The organism is Pontimicrobium sp. IMCC45349 (genome assembly GCF_047219225.1).
GTDB lineage: Bacteria > Bacteroidota > Bacteroidia > Flavobacteriales > Flavobacteriaceae > IMCC45349.
In genome coordinates this window covers 3,039,443-3,053,421 of sequence record NZ_CP178208.1, presented here as the reverse complement: position 1 = coordinate 3,053,421, position 13,979 = coordinate 3,039,443, and the positions used below count along the sequence as shown (strand labels likewise).

Here is a 13,979-nt window from a genome sequence, read left to right as displayed (position 1 = left end):
CTAATTATCACGATTAATTCTCTAATTCTTTTCTTGTGTAATTAATCTCTCTTACGGTTTTATTCAAAGAATTAATAAGACCAAATTTTCCATTTTTCTCAACAATATAAATATATGATGTTCCATATTTACTTGTGTCAAAATATTCTACTTTGTCATATTCAATAGGAATTACAACTTCATTTTTGAAATTCACTATTCCGAATAATCCGTTTTTCTTTACTATAAAAAGTCTACCATACTCTCTTAAATGAGACTCCCCACAATACATTTCATCATATAAATTTGGCATAAGTATTTTTCCTTCATAACTCATTATTCCTCTTTTACCATCCACTAATGTTCCAAAATATTTATAATCAAAATCAAAAAACATTGATAGTGCTTTTAAATCCTTCTTTTTATAAGATGGTTTAAGATTATCAAAATCACCAATATAATCAGGATAATATACACCAACATCATCAAGAGTAGGCTCTATAGTTACTTTATGAGTTATTACACCAACTTTATCATTATTGAAAGTTATATAAAAATATTTACTTTGATTATCTTCTTTATAATCAAAGTATTTATCTCTTATAAAGTCATATTTAATAGGAACAATAGTCTCAAATGCTTTGTTCATTATTCCTCTTTTTCCATTAAAAATAACTTGAAAACGTTTCCACTCTCTTTTATCTATTTTATAACCGAAATCTTTTAGTGATGAATGACTTATAGCATATTGTGGATCACTTTTTAGAGCCTTAAATTGTTTATTGAAAGCAATACAAGACCATTTACCATCTCTTTTTATCAGATAGCTCTTATTTTGCATGTTATTAATAGAAAGAACAGAGTCTATTTTAAAAGGAATTAATTGATTATTAGATTTAGTATTAACTAAACCCCATTTTTCACCTTTTTTAATAAAGTATATGCCTTTATCTATGAATCCAAAATCATCATTTGAATACGCAGGGATTTTTAATGAATCTCCAAATAAATGATTTGTTTCAATGTGGTTTTTCAACACCTCATGGTTTGGCTTTGATTGCGCATTAAGAATGTTGAAAAATATAACTGCAACTAAAGAAGTTAGTGTAATTTTATTCATTAATACTACAAATCTTTAGCAATTAATTCAGCAATATCCAATACCTCTATTACATCTTCTTTTCCCTTAAACTTAATACCATCTGTCATCATAGTATTACAATAAGGACAACCTGTAGCGATTATATTAGGTTTTGTTTCTAAAGCGTCTTCTGTTCTAAGTACATTTACATCTTTATCACCTTTTTCAGGTTCTTTAAACATTTGTGCACCTCCAGCACCACAACATAATGCTGTACGTTTATTACGCTTCATTTCTTTTAGGTTTACACCTAACTTACTAAGTATAAAACGTGGTGATTCAAACTCTTCATTTGCACGTCCTAAGTAACAAGGATCATGAAAAGTAACCACTTTTTTATTTAATTCACTATCAGTAATAGTTAATCGGTTACTATCAATTAGTTCTTTTAGAAACTGGGTGTGATGTAATACTTCGTAGTTTCCTCCTAAAGAAGGATACTCATTTTTTATAGTGTTATATGAGTGAGGACAAGCTGTAACAATACGTTTAACTTCATAAGCATTTAATATTTCAATATTTGTTACTGCTTGCATTTGAAATAAAAACTCATTTCCTGCGCGTTTTGCAGCATCTCCAGTACAGCTTTCTTCTGTACCTAAAACTGCAAAATCAACGTTAGCTTTGTTTAATATTTTAACAAAAGCCTTTGTTATTTTTTTTGCTCTATCATCATAACTTCCAGCAGATCCAACCCAAAATAAAATTTCTGGTTGTCTCTCTTCTGCCATACAATCTGCCATAGTTGGCACTTTTAATGCTTCACTCATAATTATATATGATTAATCGTGTTTACCATCGTCAAACACTTCGATAGTTACTTCTTTTTCTACTAGGTTAGTAAATTTACCATTATAGCGCGTTGCTTTTACCAAATGGTTATCTATCCAATGGTAGTTACCACCTCTTGGTTTTCCCATTAATAAACTATGGTATTTAAATCCATGTTTTTTAAGCCAAATCTCGGTGTATTCTCTATGATCTTCAGTTCTAGAGGTAAAAAAACAAATCATATGTCCTTCATCATACCAACCATTACAAGTTTTTAATGCATCAGGATACACTTCGGCTGTTAACATACGCTCTGGTTCTTCATTTGGGATGTCTTCTCCAATAGTACCATCAATATCTATTAAGTAGTTTTTAACTCCTTCTGGCAATACTGGGCTTATCTTTTCTCCCTTTTCTACTTTTTCATGCAATAATTTATCTGCTTCTTCTCTTTTCATTTCAACTCAGCGTATATTAATATTAGTTAAAAAATTTGACTAGTACTATTCGTCTTTCCAATTTAATCTATCCATTTGGTTATATGGCCATGGAGCACCATTATTCTCAATATTTGACATCATGTTATTTAGCTCGGTTGGAGCAGCTGACTGTTCCATTACTAAATACCTTCTCATATCCATAATTATTGATAAAGGACTTATGCTTACAGGACACTCTTCTACACATGCATTACATGTTGTACAAGCCCAAAGCTCTTCAGCTGTAATGTAATCACCTAATAATTGTTTTCCATCATCAACAAACTTACCTTTATTAGCATCGATATTTTTACCTACCTCCTCTAAACGATCACGAGTATCCATCATAATCTTACGAGGCGATAACTTTTTTCCTGTTAAATTAGCTGGACATGAAGATGTACAACGTCCACACTCAGTACAAGTATAAGCATTAAGTAATTGCACCCAATTTAAATCTTGTACATCACTAGCTCCAAACTTTTCTGGGACTTCATCTTCAGCACCTTCTGCTGGTGCAGCAAATGGATCTGCATTAGGATCCATCATTAACATTACTTCTTTAGTAACTGCTTCAAGGTTATCTAGCTCTCCTTTAGGCTTTACGCTTCCATAATATGTATTTGGAAATGCTAATAAAATATGAAGATGCTTAGAGTAATATAAATAGTTTAAGAATACTAAAATACCTAATATATGAATCCACCAAGCAGAACGCTCTATAATATGTAATGTTGGTTCAGCCATACCACCAAACCAAGGTGCTATGAACTGACTGATAACATTACCTGATTCCATTGCTTGAAAATGTAAATCGGTTGCATTCATTATTAAGAATAACGACATTAACACCATTTCAAAATATAAAATGAAGTTACCATCATTTTTTGGCCAACTTGTCATTTCTGAACTCCAAAAACGCTTTAATTTGATAATATTTCTGCGAATCCAGAAAATAATTACTGAAACAAACACTAATGCTGCTAATACTTCAAAAGAACCTATTAACAGTCCATAAATTGATTGTGGTAATAACTCAGAAAAAATACGATGTGTACCAAAAAGTCCATCGATAACAATTTCAAGTACTTCAATGTTTATAATCACAAACCCAACGTACACGATAATGTGAAGTATTCCAGCAACTGGACGACGTGTCATTTTACCTTGTCCTAAGGCAATTCTCGTCATGTTTTTCCAGCGTAATGATTTATTATCGCTTACATCAACATCTTTTCCTAGTTTAATATTACGCTTAAGCGTTTTTATATTCTTTACAAAATATCCAATACCTATTATTAATGCAATTGCAAAAAGTATGTTTGGTAAATAGCTCATATTTTGGTTAGTTAATTAGTTTTTTTCTTTTATCTCATTACCCTCAGCATCATATTGCTTTGCCTTCTTGCCAAACAATGAAAAATGCACATAACGCTTAGGGTTAAGTTTCATATCTTGAAGTAATTGCTCTAATTGTTTAGAAGCTCCTTCTAAATTATTATATAAGCCTTCATCTTTTAACAGTTTACCTACAGAACCCTCTCCGTTTTCAATACTAGCAAGCACACTATCAAAGTTAGATATAGTTGACTGTAATTCCTTAATAGTTTGACCAAGATTTGCGCTAGCTATAGAATCTGTTATTACTGATAAATCTCCAGAAATATCATCAACATTTGCTAAAGTTGAATTAAGTTTATCTTCATTTACAAGTACTATTCTATCAATAGATTTCGAAGTTTCTTTAAAATTAGCTATAATTTCATTTAAGCCAGATATTCCTTCTTGTAGGTTAGCCTTAGTTTTTGTGTCAAAAACACTATTTATGTTTGTTAGTAACGAGTCAGCACTAACCATCATAGTTTCAATTTTTTCCTGAAGTGGTGTTAGTTTTTTATTTACTAATTCACTTAAACCAGCTTTTACAGTACCTTCAAGTATATCTCCAGACTTTGCATTTTCGGCTCCATCAAAAGCAGGAATAATAGCAATCGCCTTTCCTCCTATTAATCCAGCTTCATACAATTCTGCCTTACTATTTTTTGAAAACTCAAAATCACTATCAATAAGCAATAAAACTTTTAGTTTTGCAGAACCATCATCGGTAAAATTTATTTCTTGAACTTTACCAATAGCATGTCCATTAATTGTTACTGGAGAAGATGTTGCTAGTCCTTCAACGTTATCATAAACAGCATAAACTTTTTTAGAAGAGTCTAATAAGTTTTCACCTTTTAAGTAATTAAAAATGTATATAAATAAGATAATACCAGAAATGACTAGTATTGCAGTTTTTACTTCTCTAGATATTTTCAAAGTGAGTGTGTTTTATTGTTAACAAAATTAGCAATTTATTTAAAACAAACACATCTAATTTGAAGGAGTTTTTAACGCCTCAGTAACACTAATTTTTTCACCGTTTTTATAAGCTACAATAAAACATGATGTATAGCCTTTACTAACAGCTTCAGATTTTAAAGATTTAATTTCTGTATAGCTAGAAGTTTCTCCATGGAAGTATTTGTACAAATCACCAACTTTAACTCTTGATATTTGAGTTAAACCACTAAAATTATATGACTTAGGAGCCAACTTTCTTGAACTGGCAGCTATTTGTACTTTAAAGGTTATTTCAGGATATATTTCTTCATGTGATGTTTCTACTTCTTCATTTTCTTCAATACCCTTTACAATTTCTTCTGTAGATGATAACCATTTTTCTTTATAGTCTAAAAGAGCTTTCACTATTTCTCCTGAAATTTGCTGTTGACCTTTATTAGAACTCAAGTACTTCCCTTCTGTTCTATTAGTTAAAAACCCAGCTTCTATAAGCACACTAGGCATATAAGTATTATGCATCACCCATAAACTAATTTGCTTTACACCTCTACTTTTTCGTTTTAGATTTTGTGAAAAATTGTTCTCTACTTGACGTGCCAACCAAATACTTTGTTCAACATAATCTTCTTGCATTAAAGTAAGACCAATTAACGATTCTGGAGAATTAGGATCAAAACCTTCATAATGCGTTTCGTAATCATCTTCATAAAATATCACTTCATTTTCTGCTTTAGCAACTGCCATATTCCTATCAGTATTCCCAACACTTAATACATATGTTTCAGTACCATAAGCTTGAGAGTCATGTGCATTACAATGTACTGACACAAACAAATCTGCATCAGCCTTATTAGCTATTGCAGCACGTTCGTGCAATTCTAAAAACACATCAGTTTTACGTGTATAAATAACTTTAATGTCTTTGTGTTTTTCTAACTCCTTACCAACCTTTAAAACAATTTTTAAGGCTACATTTTTTTCTTTATCAAAACTAGTTGGTCTCCCAGGATCTTTACCACCATGTCCAGCATCTAAGACCACTACAAACTTATTATTCTTAGGCTGTGCATAAGAAAAGCATGTTAATAAAAATATAAAGGATAATAAAAGGTATTTCATGTTCGTTTGCATAGAGACTTTAACGGCTTTAATACTCGGTTTATTTTAAATTTTAATTTTTTTCAATATTAAAAATAATCACAAAAAAATATATGTAACTTTGGCAATTCAAAAACCGAGCCATACTTTTACAAAAATACATCTAAAAGCGTTGCGAACAAACATCTTTCAAATACTTTTTGCTGTAAGTTTTACAGTGTTTATAAACACTTTTGGCTATTCTCAAGAATTACCAAAAAAGGAACCAGTAGCTAAATCAGAAAAAACTAATGATTCCGTAACTGTTAATGTAAAATCTCTTTTAAATAAGCCTATTGTTGGTAAGGAACAAGATTCTATTACAAATGACAGTCTTCCAAAAAAGAAAAATTTACTTGAAGGTATTGTAAAGTATAGTGCTACAGATTACACTTCTATTAACCAAAACGAACAAAAAATTTACCTCTATAACGAAGCAGAAGTTATTTATCAAAATATGCAGATAAATGCTGGTATTATTGTTATAGATTATGCTAATGACATTATACATGCTGGTAGATTAAAAGATTCTTTAGGTAACTATAGTCAAGCACCTGTTTTTAAAGAAGGTAATAATGTTATTGAACCAGATTCAATTGCTTTTAACACTAAAACCCAAAAGGCTTTAGTTTGGAATTCTAAAACCGAACAACAAGGAGGTATTATTATATCTCCATTAACTAAGAAAGAAAATGATTCGGTAATTTTTGTACATCGCGCAAAGTTTACCACTTCTGAAGACCATGAAAATCCAGAATACTATTTCTTGTTACGTAAAGCGAAAATAGTACCTAACAAAAAGGTTGTAACTGGATTAACAAATATGTTTATTGCAGATGTACCTACTCCTATTGGGTTACCATTTGCATATTTTCCTTTAACTAAATCGCGTACTTCTGGTGTCATTTTCCCTTCATTTGGAGAGCAAAACGATCGAGGTTACTTTATCCAAAATGGTGGTTATTACTTTGCTATTAACGATTATTTAGATTTAGCACTTCTAGGTGATTACTATACTAATGGTAGTTATGGTTTTAGAGCAGAAAGTAATTATGCAAAACGCTATAGGTTTAGAGGTAACTTTAGTTTTAGATATGAAAACTTGATAAATAGTGAACGAGGTTTTCCCGATTATTCAAAAAGTTCGGTTTACAATATAAGATGGAGTCATAGTCAAGATGCCAAAGCTAATCCTAATTCGCGTTTTTCGGCTTCGGTAAACTTAGGTAGTAGTACGTATTACCAACAATCTATTAACCAATTAAACTCATCTAACTTTTTAAATAACACCTTATCGTCTTCTGTTTCGTACTCTAAAACGTTTCAAGGTGAGCCACAAGTTAATGTAAGTCTAACAGCAACACACTCTCAAAACACCAATACAGAGTCTATAAACATGACATTACCAACGTTTCAAGGAAGTGTTGGTCGTGTATTTCCTTTTGCACCAAAAATTGGTAGTAAAAAAGGATTTATTCAAAATATAAACTTTCAGTATAACGTAAGAGGAGAAAACAGAATTCAAACAACCGATTCTTTATTCTTTAAAAAAGAAATGTTTGATGATGCTAAAATAGGCATGCAACACAGTATTCCTATTAGTACCAACTTTAAAGTTGCCAAATATTTTAGTGTGAGTACAAGCGCTAATTTTCAAGAAAATTGGACTTTAAAAACTATAAAAAAACAATGGGATCAGAGTCAGCAGGAAGAAGTTGAAACTGTAAGACAAGGATTTGATGCTTTTAGAACATACAACTTTAGTGCTAGTCTTGGAACTACGCTTTATGGTATGTTTAACTTTGGAGAAGATAAAAGCATACAAGCTATTAGGCATGTTATGAGACCATCCATAAGTTATAATATCAATCCGTCGTTTGATAAATATTACGACACTTATGAAGAAACTGACGTTAATGGAGATCCAGTTGGAGATGTAGAATACACACGCTTTGAAGATTTTCTTTTTGGAACTCCTGGTAAAACATATTCTAGCTCTTTGGGTATTTCGGTTGCTAATAACTTAGAAGCAAAAGTAAGAGATAGTGATAGTACTGCTACAGAGCCTAAAAAAGTAATGTTATTAAAAACATTAAACTTCTCTACTGCTTATAATATTGCTGGAGATTCTTTAAACTGGAGTCCAGTAAGAGTAACTGGAGGTACAAGTATTCTAAAAGATAAAATGAATATAAATTTTGGAGCTACACTTGACCCTTATGCTTTAGATAACAACAATAACAAAATTGATAAGTTTAATATTGATAATGGCGGAAGCCTTTTTAGATTAACAAGTGCTAACCTTACAGTTAACTATACGCTATCTAGTGATAGCTTTGAAGGAGGTAGTAATCCAGAAGACCAGCGTGCTCGTGATGAATCTCTAAGAAGTGGTGGTCGTGCCGATGACCTTTTTGGTAAACCACAAGATTTTGCAGATAGCAGATTAAACTCTGATGATAAAAAAGCAGACGAAAAGCCTACCGATTTATACAACTATAAAATACCATGGAGCTTGCGTTTAGCCTATGCTGTTAACTATGCCAATTCAAGAAGACAAAATGAAATATCATCGCACTCATTAATGTTTTCTGGTGATATAGAGTTTTCACCACGTTGGACAGTTGGTGTTTCTTCTGGTTACGACATGAAAAATAATGGTATTACGTATACACAACTACGTTTTGAACGTGATTTACAAAGTTGGCGTATGAATTTTTCTTGGATACCATTTAGTTCTCGTAGCTCTTGGAATTTCTTTATTGGTATTAGATCAAGCATCTTAAAAGATATTAAGTACGACAAGCGTAGACAAGCAGACAAACAATTATAATACTCACAACTCATGAAAACCATAATTACAACACCAAATGCACCTGCACCAATTGGACCATATAATCAAGCTGTATTAACTGGAAATACACTTTATACTTCTGGACAAATTGCTTTACATCCTGAAACTGGTGAGTTAGTAATGGATACTATTCAAGTAGAAACTAAGCAAGTTATGGAAAACATGAAAGCAGTTTTAGCTGCTGCAAATATGACGTTTGAAAACGTAATTAAAACTTCTATTTTTATTAGTGATATGGGTAACTTCGCTCAAATAAACGAAGTTTATGCACAGTATTTTGATGATGCCTCTGCTCCTGCTCGTGAAACCGTTGAAGTAGCCAACTTACCAAAGTATGTAAACGTAGAGATTAGTATGATTGCTGTGAAGTAGTATTACTTTTCTTTACGTAAAATTTTCTCCATTTTGCGTCCTTTTGCTAATTCGTCAATTAGCTTTTCCATACGTCTGCAATTACGATACAAAGCAAACTCTTCAGAGATTTCTTCAATACGATATCCACAAACCACACCTTTAATCATGTGTGCGTTTTGATGCATTTTGGCACCTTCAAAGAAATCTTTAAAAGTTCCATTACCATCAATATAAGATTCTAATGTGTTTTGATTATAACTCGTTAACCACAGAATAACCTGATCTAGCTCTTCTTTGGTCCTACCATGCTTTACTATTCTATTAAGGTAATGTGGATAAATAGATCCAAAGTTCATTTCCCCAATTTTCTCATTTTTTTCTGCTGTAACTTCTGGCATAACGTATAATTTATTGTTGTTAACGCAAACTTATAAACTCGTTTTAACGGTTTATATACAAGTTTAGACGAAGTTAACCTTTTTAACTAAGAAAATCAATTTGTAGAAATATCTAAAGAGTTTTCCGTTTAAGAGAATCTACCATAATATAATATAACCACAACTATATATCTTTTACATATTTTGAGAAAACATTCGCATAATGGTCATCAAAACTCAATTTAGTAATATCCCCAAACTTATGCTTTGTATTTTCTTTATCTAAAATTCCTTGAGCATTGAAATATCTAATCGAAATTGACTTTTTATTTACCCTCTTTAATTGTCCAATACAAAAATAATTCAACTCTGGGTGTTCACATTCTGAAATTATGGTCAGTCCCGTTTTTTTAATATCATTTGTAATAGAATTCCAATCAGTTAAATCAATTTTGTATTTAGCTTTAACAAATGTCATTAAATTTTCATTCTTTAAAATCTGTTCGTAAGTTTTATCGTTTTTATTATATCTAACATGCTTAATAGTATTTACGGGTATTACTTGGTATCCTAAAATTCTAAATTCGTCAGATTCTTGTAATAAAATAAAATCGTTAGATTTTTCAAGAATGAAACCTGTTGATATCCCTTCAAATTTACCTTTCTTCCTTGTCAGTCTAACGTAAAGTTTTTCTGCACAATGTTTCTCTAGTTTTTCTATTATTTTTTCTTTTTTCAAGAGTTTAGTTTTAATTGCAGCTAACATGTTCGTATAAAAATCAGTTATGAGAAAGTGCGCGAGTACTTTCTCATAACGTTACAAATTTATTTAAAAACTAAAATTCCAAATAGGAGATTTAGCCATTATTACGTTTACAGCTGTTATTACACATTTTTTATTCCTCTAAAAATTTCATTTAAATTAATTTCTTGCTTCTTGATTCCGTCAATTTTTTCCGCTTTCTTTCTAAAAATTCTTTTTAAAATGTTTCCTTTTCTAAAATCGTGTGACCAAGATAATCCAGATTCATCTCCCGAGAAATAAATTACAGATTTCACTAATTGAGAATTTTTTAAATATTGCACTTCTTTTCCTTCTAAACCAGTTTCAAGTTGTATCAAAATTTGTTTGGTATTCTGTTTGTTAAACTCTAATCCAATATCTCCATAATCATTAAAAGTCTCGTGGTCCTCAATATCGTTTAAATCTCCTTCAGTAAAATATTCATTTCCCATCAATTTATTATATCCAGGGATTTTAGGGTTGAAAAATTGTAAATAAATCAGTCTGTTATTTTTTAAGTATCCAACTCTTATTTCTGTCAGAGAATCTTTATCAGTCGATTTAAATATCTCAATTTCCGTCTCATTTTTTAATTCAGAGATTGGATTTTCAAATTGTCCGCTGTCAATTAAACTTCTATTTATAAACTCTTTCCAATCTTTAAACTCTTGCATTTTCTTGATTTGGTTAAATGTGTTATAATGTGCTTATATAAACACGCTACAATGGTTTATAATAAACTGTGAAACGAAGTTAGCGTTTTTCATCTTCAAAATAAATACGTAGAAACACGTATTTGTTTACCAAAACTTTGGTGAGTATTGAGTATTTCATTTTTTTTAAATTGTTTTTAAATTCCAAAAGCTTATTTTACGTCTTGTTATAAAACCTAATTTTTCGTAAAGTTTGATGGCTCCAATATTGGATTCAGCAACATGTAAATATGGAATTTTATTTTCGTTAAGCACTTGATTGGTTGTATGCTTTATTAACTGTTTTGCGTAACCCTTTCCTGTGTGTTGTGGATGAGTAACAACTGCACTTATTTCAGTAAATCCATTCATTTTCATTCTTTCACCAGTTACAGCAATTAGTTTAGTATCGCTATAAATTCCGAAGTATTTTCCTAAATCAGATGTTTTACTTTTAAAGTAACCAGGTTGTACCAAATTAACTAAATTGTATAAATCTCTTTTTTGATATCCAGACTTTAACTCAACTATTTGTATTTGTTCATCTGTTGGAATGTCAATAGCCTTTTCAAGAAGCATTTGATTACAAACTAAATTTTTATTTACACCTATTTCAATACTAAACATTGGTCTTTTTCCAACCACATAAAAATCATCAATTAAGCCAGCGTATTTAGTTATTCCATCTGCCGCTTTTTTAGATTCTATAAAACCTCCAAAAGGACAGTAATCTGGATTATAAAACTTTATTCCTTCATACTCTACTGAAAGTTTTTTGTGTACTTCGTTTAAGGAGTTCCAAACTGGATTATCCAATTTTGTTTCTTCCATTATCATTTTTTTTTTAATGAATGCCAATGTATCTATATAAACTGTTACACGAAGTTAGCGTTTTTTATCTTCAAAATATATATGTAAAATTAGTATGATTTGACATGAAGTAATTTACAAATAGTTAGTAATAGCCTTAGTTCTTCATTAGTTCTCTTAATTTGTTTTGAGAACCTTTATATCCTAATGCAATGGCTTTTTGGTAACTTGTAATTGCATTGTTTATTTGATTATTTGCTTTATAACCATCTCCCAAGGAATCCCAAAGGTTGCCATCATTAGGATAAAGCAGAATATTTTCTTTAAACAATGCTACAGCCCAATCTTTATGTTTATTAATCATTAACAGAATATTCCCTATTGAATTTAAAAGTCTTGAACTTGTAAAATTATCAGGAAATTTTTCTTTTAGTATAGCTATGAGTTCTTTAGATTTATCACTATTATTATTTTCCATATAACGAACGCTGAAAGCATAAACATTATTCTCTATGGCTTTTGGGACATACTTCTCATCTAAAATCATTTTAGCAACTGCATAAGCAATGTACTCTACCTTTTCGCTATTTGCATTTGTCGCATAAACTATATAAATATCCTCTTTTGGAAACCAAATTAATGAATGTGAGTATGCGCCATTTGAACCATTATGAGCTATTCGCTTAACGTTACCTTCTAAATGCCTTACAACCCAACCATACCCATAGCTTGATTTACCACTCGGATAATCTGCATAAGCAGTTATCATCTTATCTAAGGACTCCTTTGTTATAATTTTATTGTATTTAAGTGCATTATACCATAAAATCATATCGTTTTGAGTTGAATTAATTCCTCCATTGGCTTTTAGATGCCAACTAATACTATTATTTTTTTGATACTTTAAAATAGGTGATTCATCTTCTAAAATTCCTCGATTATAACTTCTTGAAATTTGTTTTAAGTTCCATTTCGGTAATACATATCCTGTTTGCTTCATTCCTACAGGAATAAACAAATAATGGTTTAAAAATGCTTCATATTCTAATCCAGAAGCCAACTCTATAATTCTACCTAAAATACTATAACCAATATTGGAGTATTCAAATTGTTCTCCTGGATTAAACAGCAATTTACTTGCAAAAACGGTATCAAAAAATTGCTTTGATGTGATGTCTTCAAAATCATTCCCTATCGTTTCGGTAAAACCAGATGTATGAGTTAATAACTGATGAATTGTAATATCTTGCTTATCTGTTGGAAGGTTTTCAAAAAAAATGGATAATGAATCATTTACAGTTATTTTTCCCATTTCTACTAACTTTAGTATAGCTGTTGCTGTAAATTGTTTTGTATTTGAGCCAATATCAAAGATAGTATTAGGATTATTTTGGACTTGAGTATTTTTGTTTGCTAATCCATATCCTTTATTAATAATAACCTTGTCATTTTTTATTACGGTAATTGCGCCTGAAAATCCTTGTTTAGTTCCAGATTCTAAATAGTTATCTATTCTAGAATTTAGTGTTGATAATTGTTTGTCGTTTTGAGCAGTCCCGATTACACTTACTAAAATGAAGAAGATGCAGCTAAAGATTTGTGTTATTTTCATTGTTGAATTGTTTTTCAGCAAAACTCAAAAAAAACAATAATTACACCCACAAAACTGTCCCGTCAATAACCTGCCAATAACCCGACAGAAACAATAAAACACTTAAAATCAATTAAATAAAACTAAACCCAAATTTAAAGTACAGTTCCTTTTTCTTATCAATACTTGCTGAATTTACAAGTATCACAACAAGGTTTAATACAATTAGAAAAATAGAAACCCAAAGACCTGTTTGATGATGCAAGTCAAAGGTTAATTTAAGAAATCCTGAAACGAAAAACGCTAGAATAAAAATAATGCTCCACAAAATTTGAAGAGTAATAATGCCCTTGGTTAAATGATTGTTTTGCTTATATTGACGACTTAGAATTAATGGTAAAACAATACTCAATAGAGGAATAAAACAAACAAATACTGAAGAGAGATTTACTCTTTTTATCAATGAATAATTAATCGTATCTGTTAATTTGTTTGATTTACTTAATGAAGACACATCTAATTCAAGAGCTTCGGCAAGTACTTTAGCAGTATGACCTTTAGGTTCTTGACCAGCCTCTATACGCTGTATAGTTCGTATTGAAAGTCCAGATTGCTCAGCAAGCTCTTCTTGGGTTAAATGTTTTTCCTCTCTTATAGTTTTAAGATTCAT

14 protein-coding genes are annotated in these 13,979 nt (G+C 30.6%); 2 read left to right on the top strand and 12 right to left on the bottom strand.

The window, feature by feature from the left end; translation table 11 throughout:
- Positions 1–13: 13 nt before the first annotated feature.
- The 6 genes from ACLII3_RS14155 to ACLII3_RS14130 are packed head-to-tail and all read right to left on the bottom strand — an operon-like array spanning position 14 to position 5,829.
- The gene (locus ACLII3_RS14155) at positions 14–1,099 is read right to left on the bottom strand and encodes a WG repeat-containing protein (RefSeq protein ID WP_412984905.1); all 1,086 of its coding nucleotides are present in this window, start codon (positions 1,097–1,099) and stop codon (positions 14–16) included.
- A gap of 5 nt (positions 1,100–1,104) precedes the next feature.
- Positions 1,105–1,890 (bottom strand): (Fe-S)-binding protein, encoded by a 786-nt coding sequence (locus ACLII3_RS14150; protein ID WP_412984904.1) that lies wholly within the window; start codon positions 1,888–1,890, stop codon positions 1,105–1,107.
- A 12-nt stretch (positions 1,891–1,902) separates the two neighbouring features.
- A complete protein-coding gene (locus ACLII3_RS14145) occupies positions 1,903–2,349 on the bottom strand; it encodes a phosphoheptose isomerase (protein WP_412984902.1) in 447 nt (148 codons plus the stop codon).
- A gap of 45 nt (positions 2,350–2,394) precedes the next feature.
- Positions 2,395–3,708, bottom strand: coding sequence for a 4Fe-4S dicluster domain-containing protein (locus ACLII3_RS14140; RefSeq protein WP_412984900.1), 1,314 nt, complete (start codon positions 3,706–3,708; stop codon positions 2,395–2,397).
- Between the two features lie 15 nt (positions 3,709–3,723).
- Positions 3,724–4,686, bottom strand: a complete 963-nt coding sequence (locus tag ACLII3_RS14135) for an MlaD family protein (protein WP_412984898.1) — start codon at positions 4,684–4,686, stop codon at positions 3,724–3,726.
- Positions 4,687–4,740: 54 nt separating this feature from the next.
- On the bottom strand, positions 4,741–5,829 hold the full coding sequence (locus tag ACLII3_RS14130; protein ID WP_412984897.1) for an N-acetylmuramoyl-L-alanine amidase family protein: 1,089 nt from the start codon (positions 5,827–5,829) through the stop codon (positions 4,741–4,743).
- Positions 5,830–5,929: 100 nt separating this feature from the next.
- Between ACLII3_RS14130 and ACLII3_RS14125 the strand changes: the two genes are divergently transcribed.
- Positions 5,930–8,680: a putative LPS assembly protein LptD gene (locus tag ACLII3_RS14125; protein ID WP_412984895.1), complete on the top strand. Its 2,751-nt coding sequence runs from the start codon at positions 5,930–5,932 to the stop codon at positions 8,678–8,680.
- Between the two features lie 12 nt (positions 8,681–8,692).
- Positions 8,693–9,073, top strand: a complete 381-nt coding sequence (locus tag ACLII3_RS14120) for a Rid family detoxifying hydrolase (RefSeq protein ID WP_412984894.1) — start codon at positions 8,693–8,695, stop codon at positions 9,071–9,073.
- Between the two features lie 2 nt (positions 9,074–9,075).
- On the opposite strand, the gene ACLII3_RS14115 is transcribed toward ACLII3_RS14120, so the two are convergent.
- The 6 genes from ACLII3_RS14115 to ACLII3_RS14090 all read right to left on the bottom strand — a co-directional run bounded on the left by ACLII3_RS14115 (position 9,076) and on the right by ACLII3_RS14090 (position 13,979).
- The gene (locus ACLII3_RS14115) at positions 9,076–9,453 is read right to left on the bottom strand and encodes a DUF2200 domain-containing protein (RefSeq protein WP_412984892.1); all 378 of its coding nucleotides are present in this window, start codon (positions 9,451–9,453) and stop codon (positions 9,076–9,078) included.
- 163 nt (positions 9,454–9,616) lie between these two features.
- Entirely contained in the window at positions 9,617–10,171 is a 555-nt protein-coding gene (locus tag ACLII3_RS14110) for a hypothetical protein (RefSeq protein WP_412984890.1), read from the bottom strand.
- Between the two features lie 146 nt (positions 10,172–10,317).
- Complete coding sequence (locus ACLII3_RS14105) at positions 10,318–10,890, bottom strand: hypothetical protein (RefSeq protein ID WP_412984889.1); 573 nt, start codon at positions 10,888–10,890, stop codon at positions 10,318–10,320.
- Between the two features lie 165 nt (positions 10,891–11,055).
- Positions 11,056–11,739: a GNAT family N-acetyltransferase gene (locus tag ACLII3_RS14100; protein ID WP_412984887.1), complete on the bottom strand. Its 684-nt coding sequence runs from the start codon at positions 11,737–11,739 to the stop codon at positions 11,056–11,058.
- A gap of 136 nt (positions 11,740–11,875) precedes the next feature.
- Positions 11,876–13,330, bottom strand: a complete 1,455-nt coding sequence (locus tag ACLII3_RS14095) for a serine hydrolase (RefSeq protein WP_412984886.1) — start codon at positions 13,328–13,330, stop codon at positions 11,876–11,878.
- Between the two features lie 112 nt (positions 13,331–13,442).
- A complete protein-coding gene (locus tag ACLII3_RS14090) occupies positions 13,443–13,979 on the bottom strand; it encodes a helix-turn-helix domain-containing protein (protein ID WP_412984884.1) in 537 nt (178 codons plus the stop codon).

What these genes read in the sequence shown, in the direction of transcription:
- ACLII3_RS14155 (WP_412984905.1), bottom strand. Translation starts at nt 1,099, where the DNA reads ATGAATAAAATTACACTAACTTCTTTAGTTGCAGTTATATTTTTCAAC.
- ACLII3_RS14150 (WP_412984904.1), bottom strand. Translation starts at nt 1,890, where the DNA reads ATGAGTGAAGCATTAAAAGTGCCAACTATGGCAGATTGTATGGCAGAA.
- ACLII3_RS14145 (WP_412984902.1), bottom strand. Translation starts at nt 2,349, where the DNA reads ATGAAAAGAGAAGAAGCAGATAAATTATTGCATGAAAAAGTAGAAAAG.
- ACLII3_RS14140 (WP_412984900.1), bottom strand. Translation starts at nt 3,708, where the DNA reads ATGAGCTATTTACCAAACATACTTTTTGCAATTGCATTAATAATAGGT.
- ACLII3_RS14130 (WP_412984897.1), bottom strand. Translation starts at nt 5,829, where the DNA reads ATGAAATACCTTTTATTATCCTTTATATTTTTATTAACATGCTTTTCT.
- ACLII3_RS14120 (WP_412984894.1), top strand. Translation starts at nt 8,693, where the DNA reads ATGAAAACCATAATTACAACACCAAATGCACCTGCACCAATTGGACCA.
- ACLII3_RS14115 (WP_412984892.1), bottom strand. Translation starts at nt 9,453, where the DNA reads ATGCCAGAAGTTACAGCAGAAAAAAATGAGAAAATTGGGGAAATGAAC.
- ACLII3_RS14105 (WP_412984889.1), bottom strand. Translation starts at nt 10,890, where the DNA reads ATGCAAGAGTTTAAAGATTGGAAAGAGTTTATAAATAGAAGTTTAATT.
- ACLII3_RS14100 (WP_412984887.1), bottom strand. Translation starts at nt 11,739, where the DNA reads ATGGAAGAAACAAAATTGGATAATCCAGTTTGGAACTCCTTAAACGAA.
- ACLII3_RS14095 (WP_412984886.1), bottom strand. Translation starts at nt 13,330, where the DNA reads ATGAAAATAACACAAATCTTTAGCTGCATCTTCTTCATTTTAGTAAGT.
- ACLII3_RS14090 (WP_412984884.1), bottom strand. Translation starts at nt 13,979, where the DNA reads ATGAATCTTAAAACTATAAGAGAGGAAAAACATTTAACCCAAGAAGAG.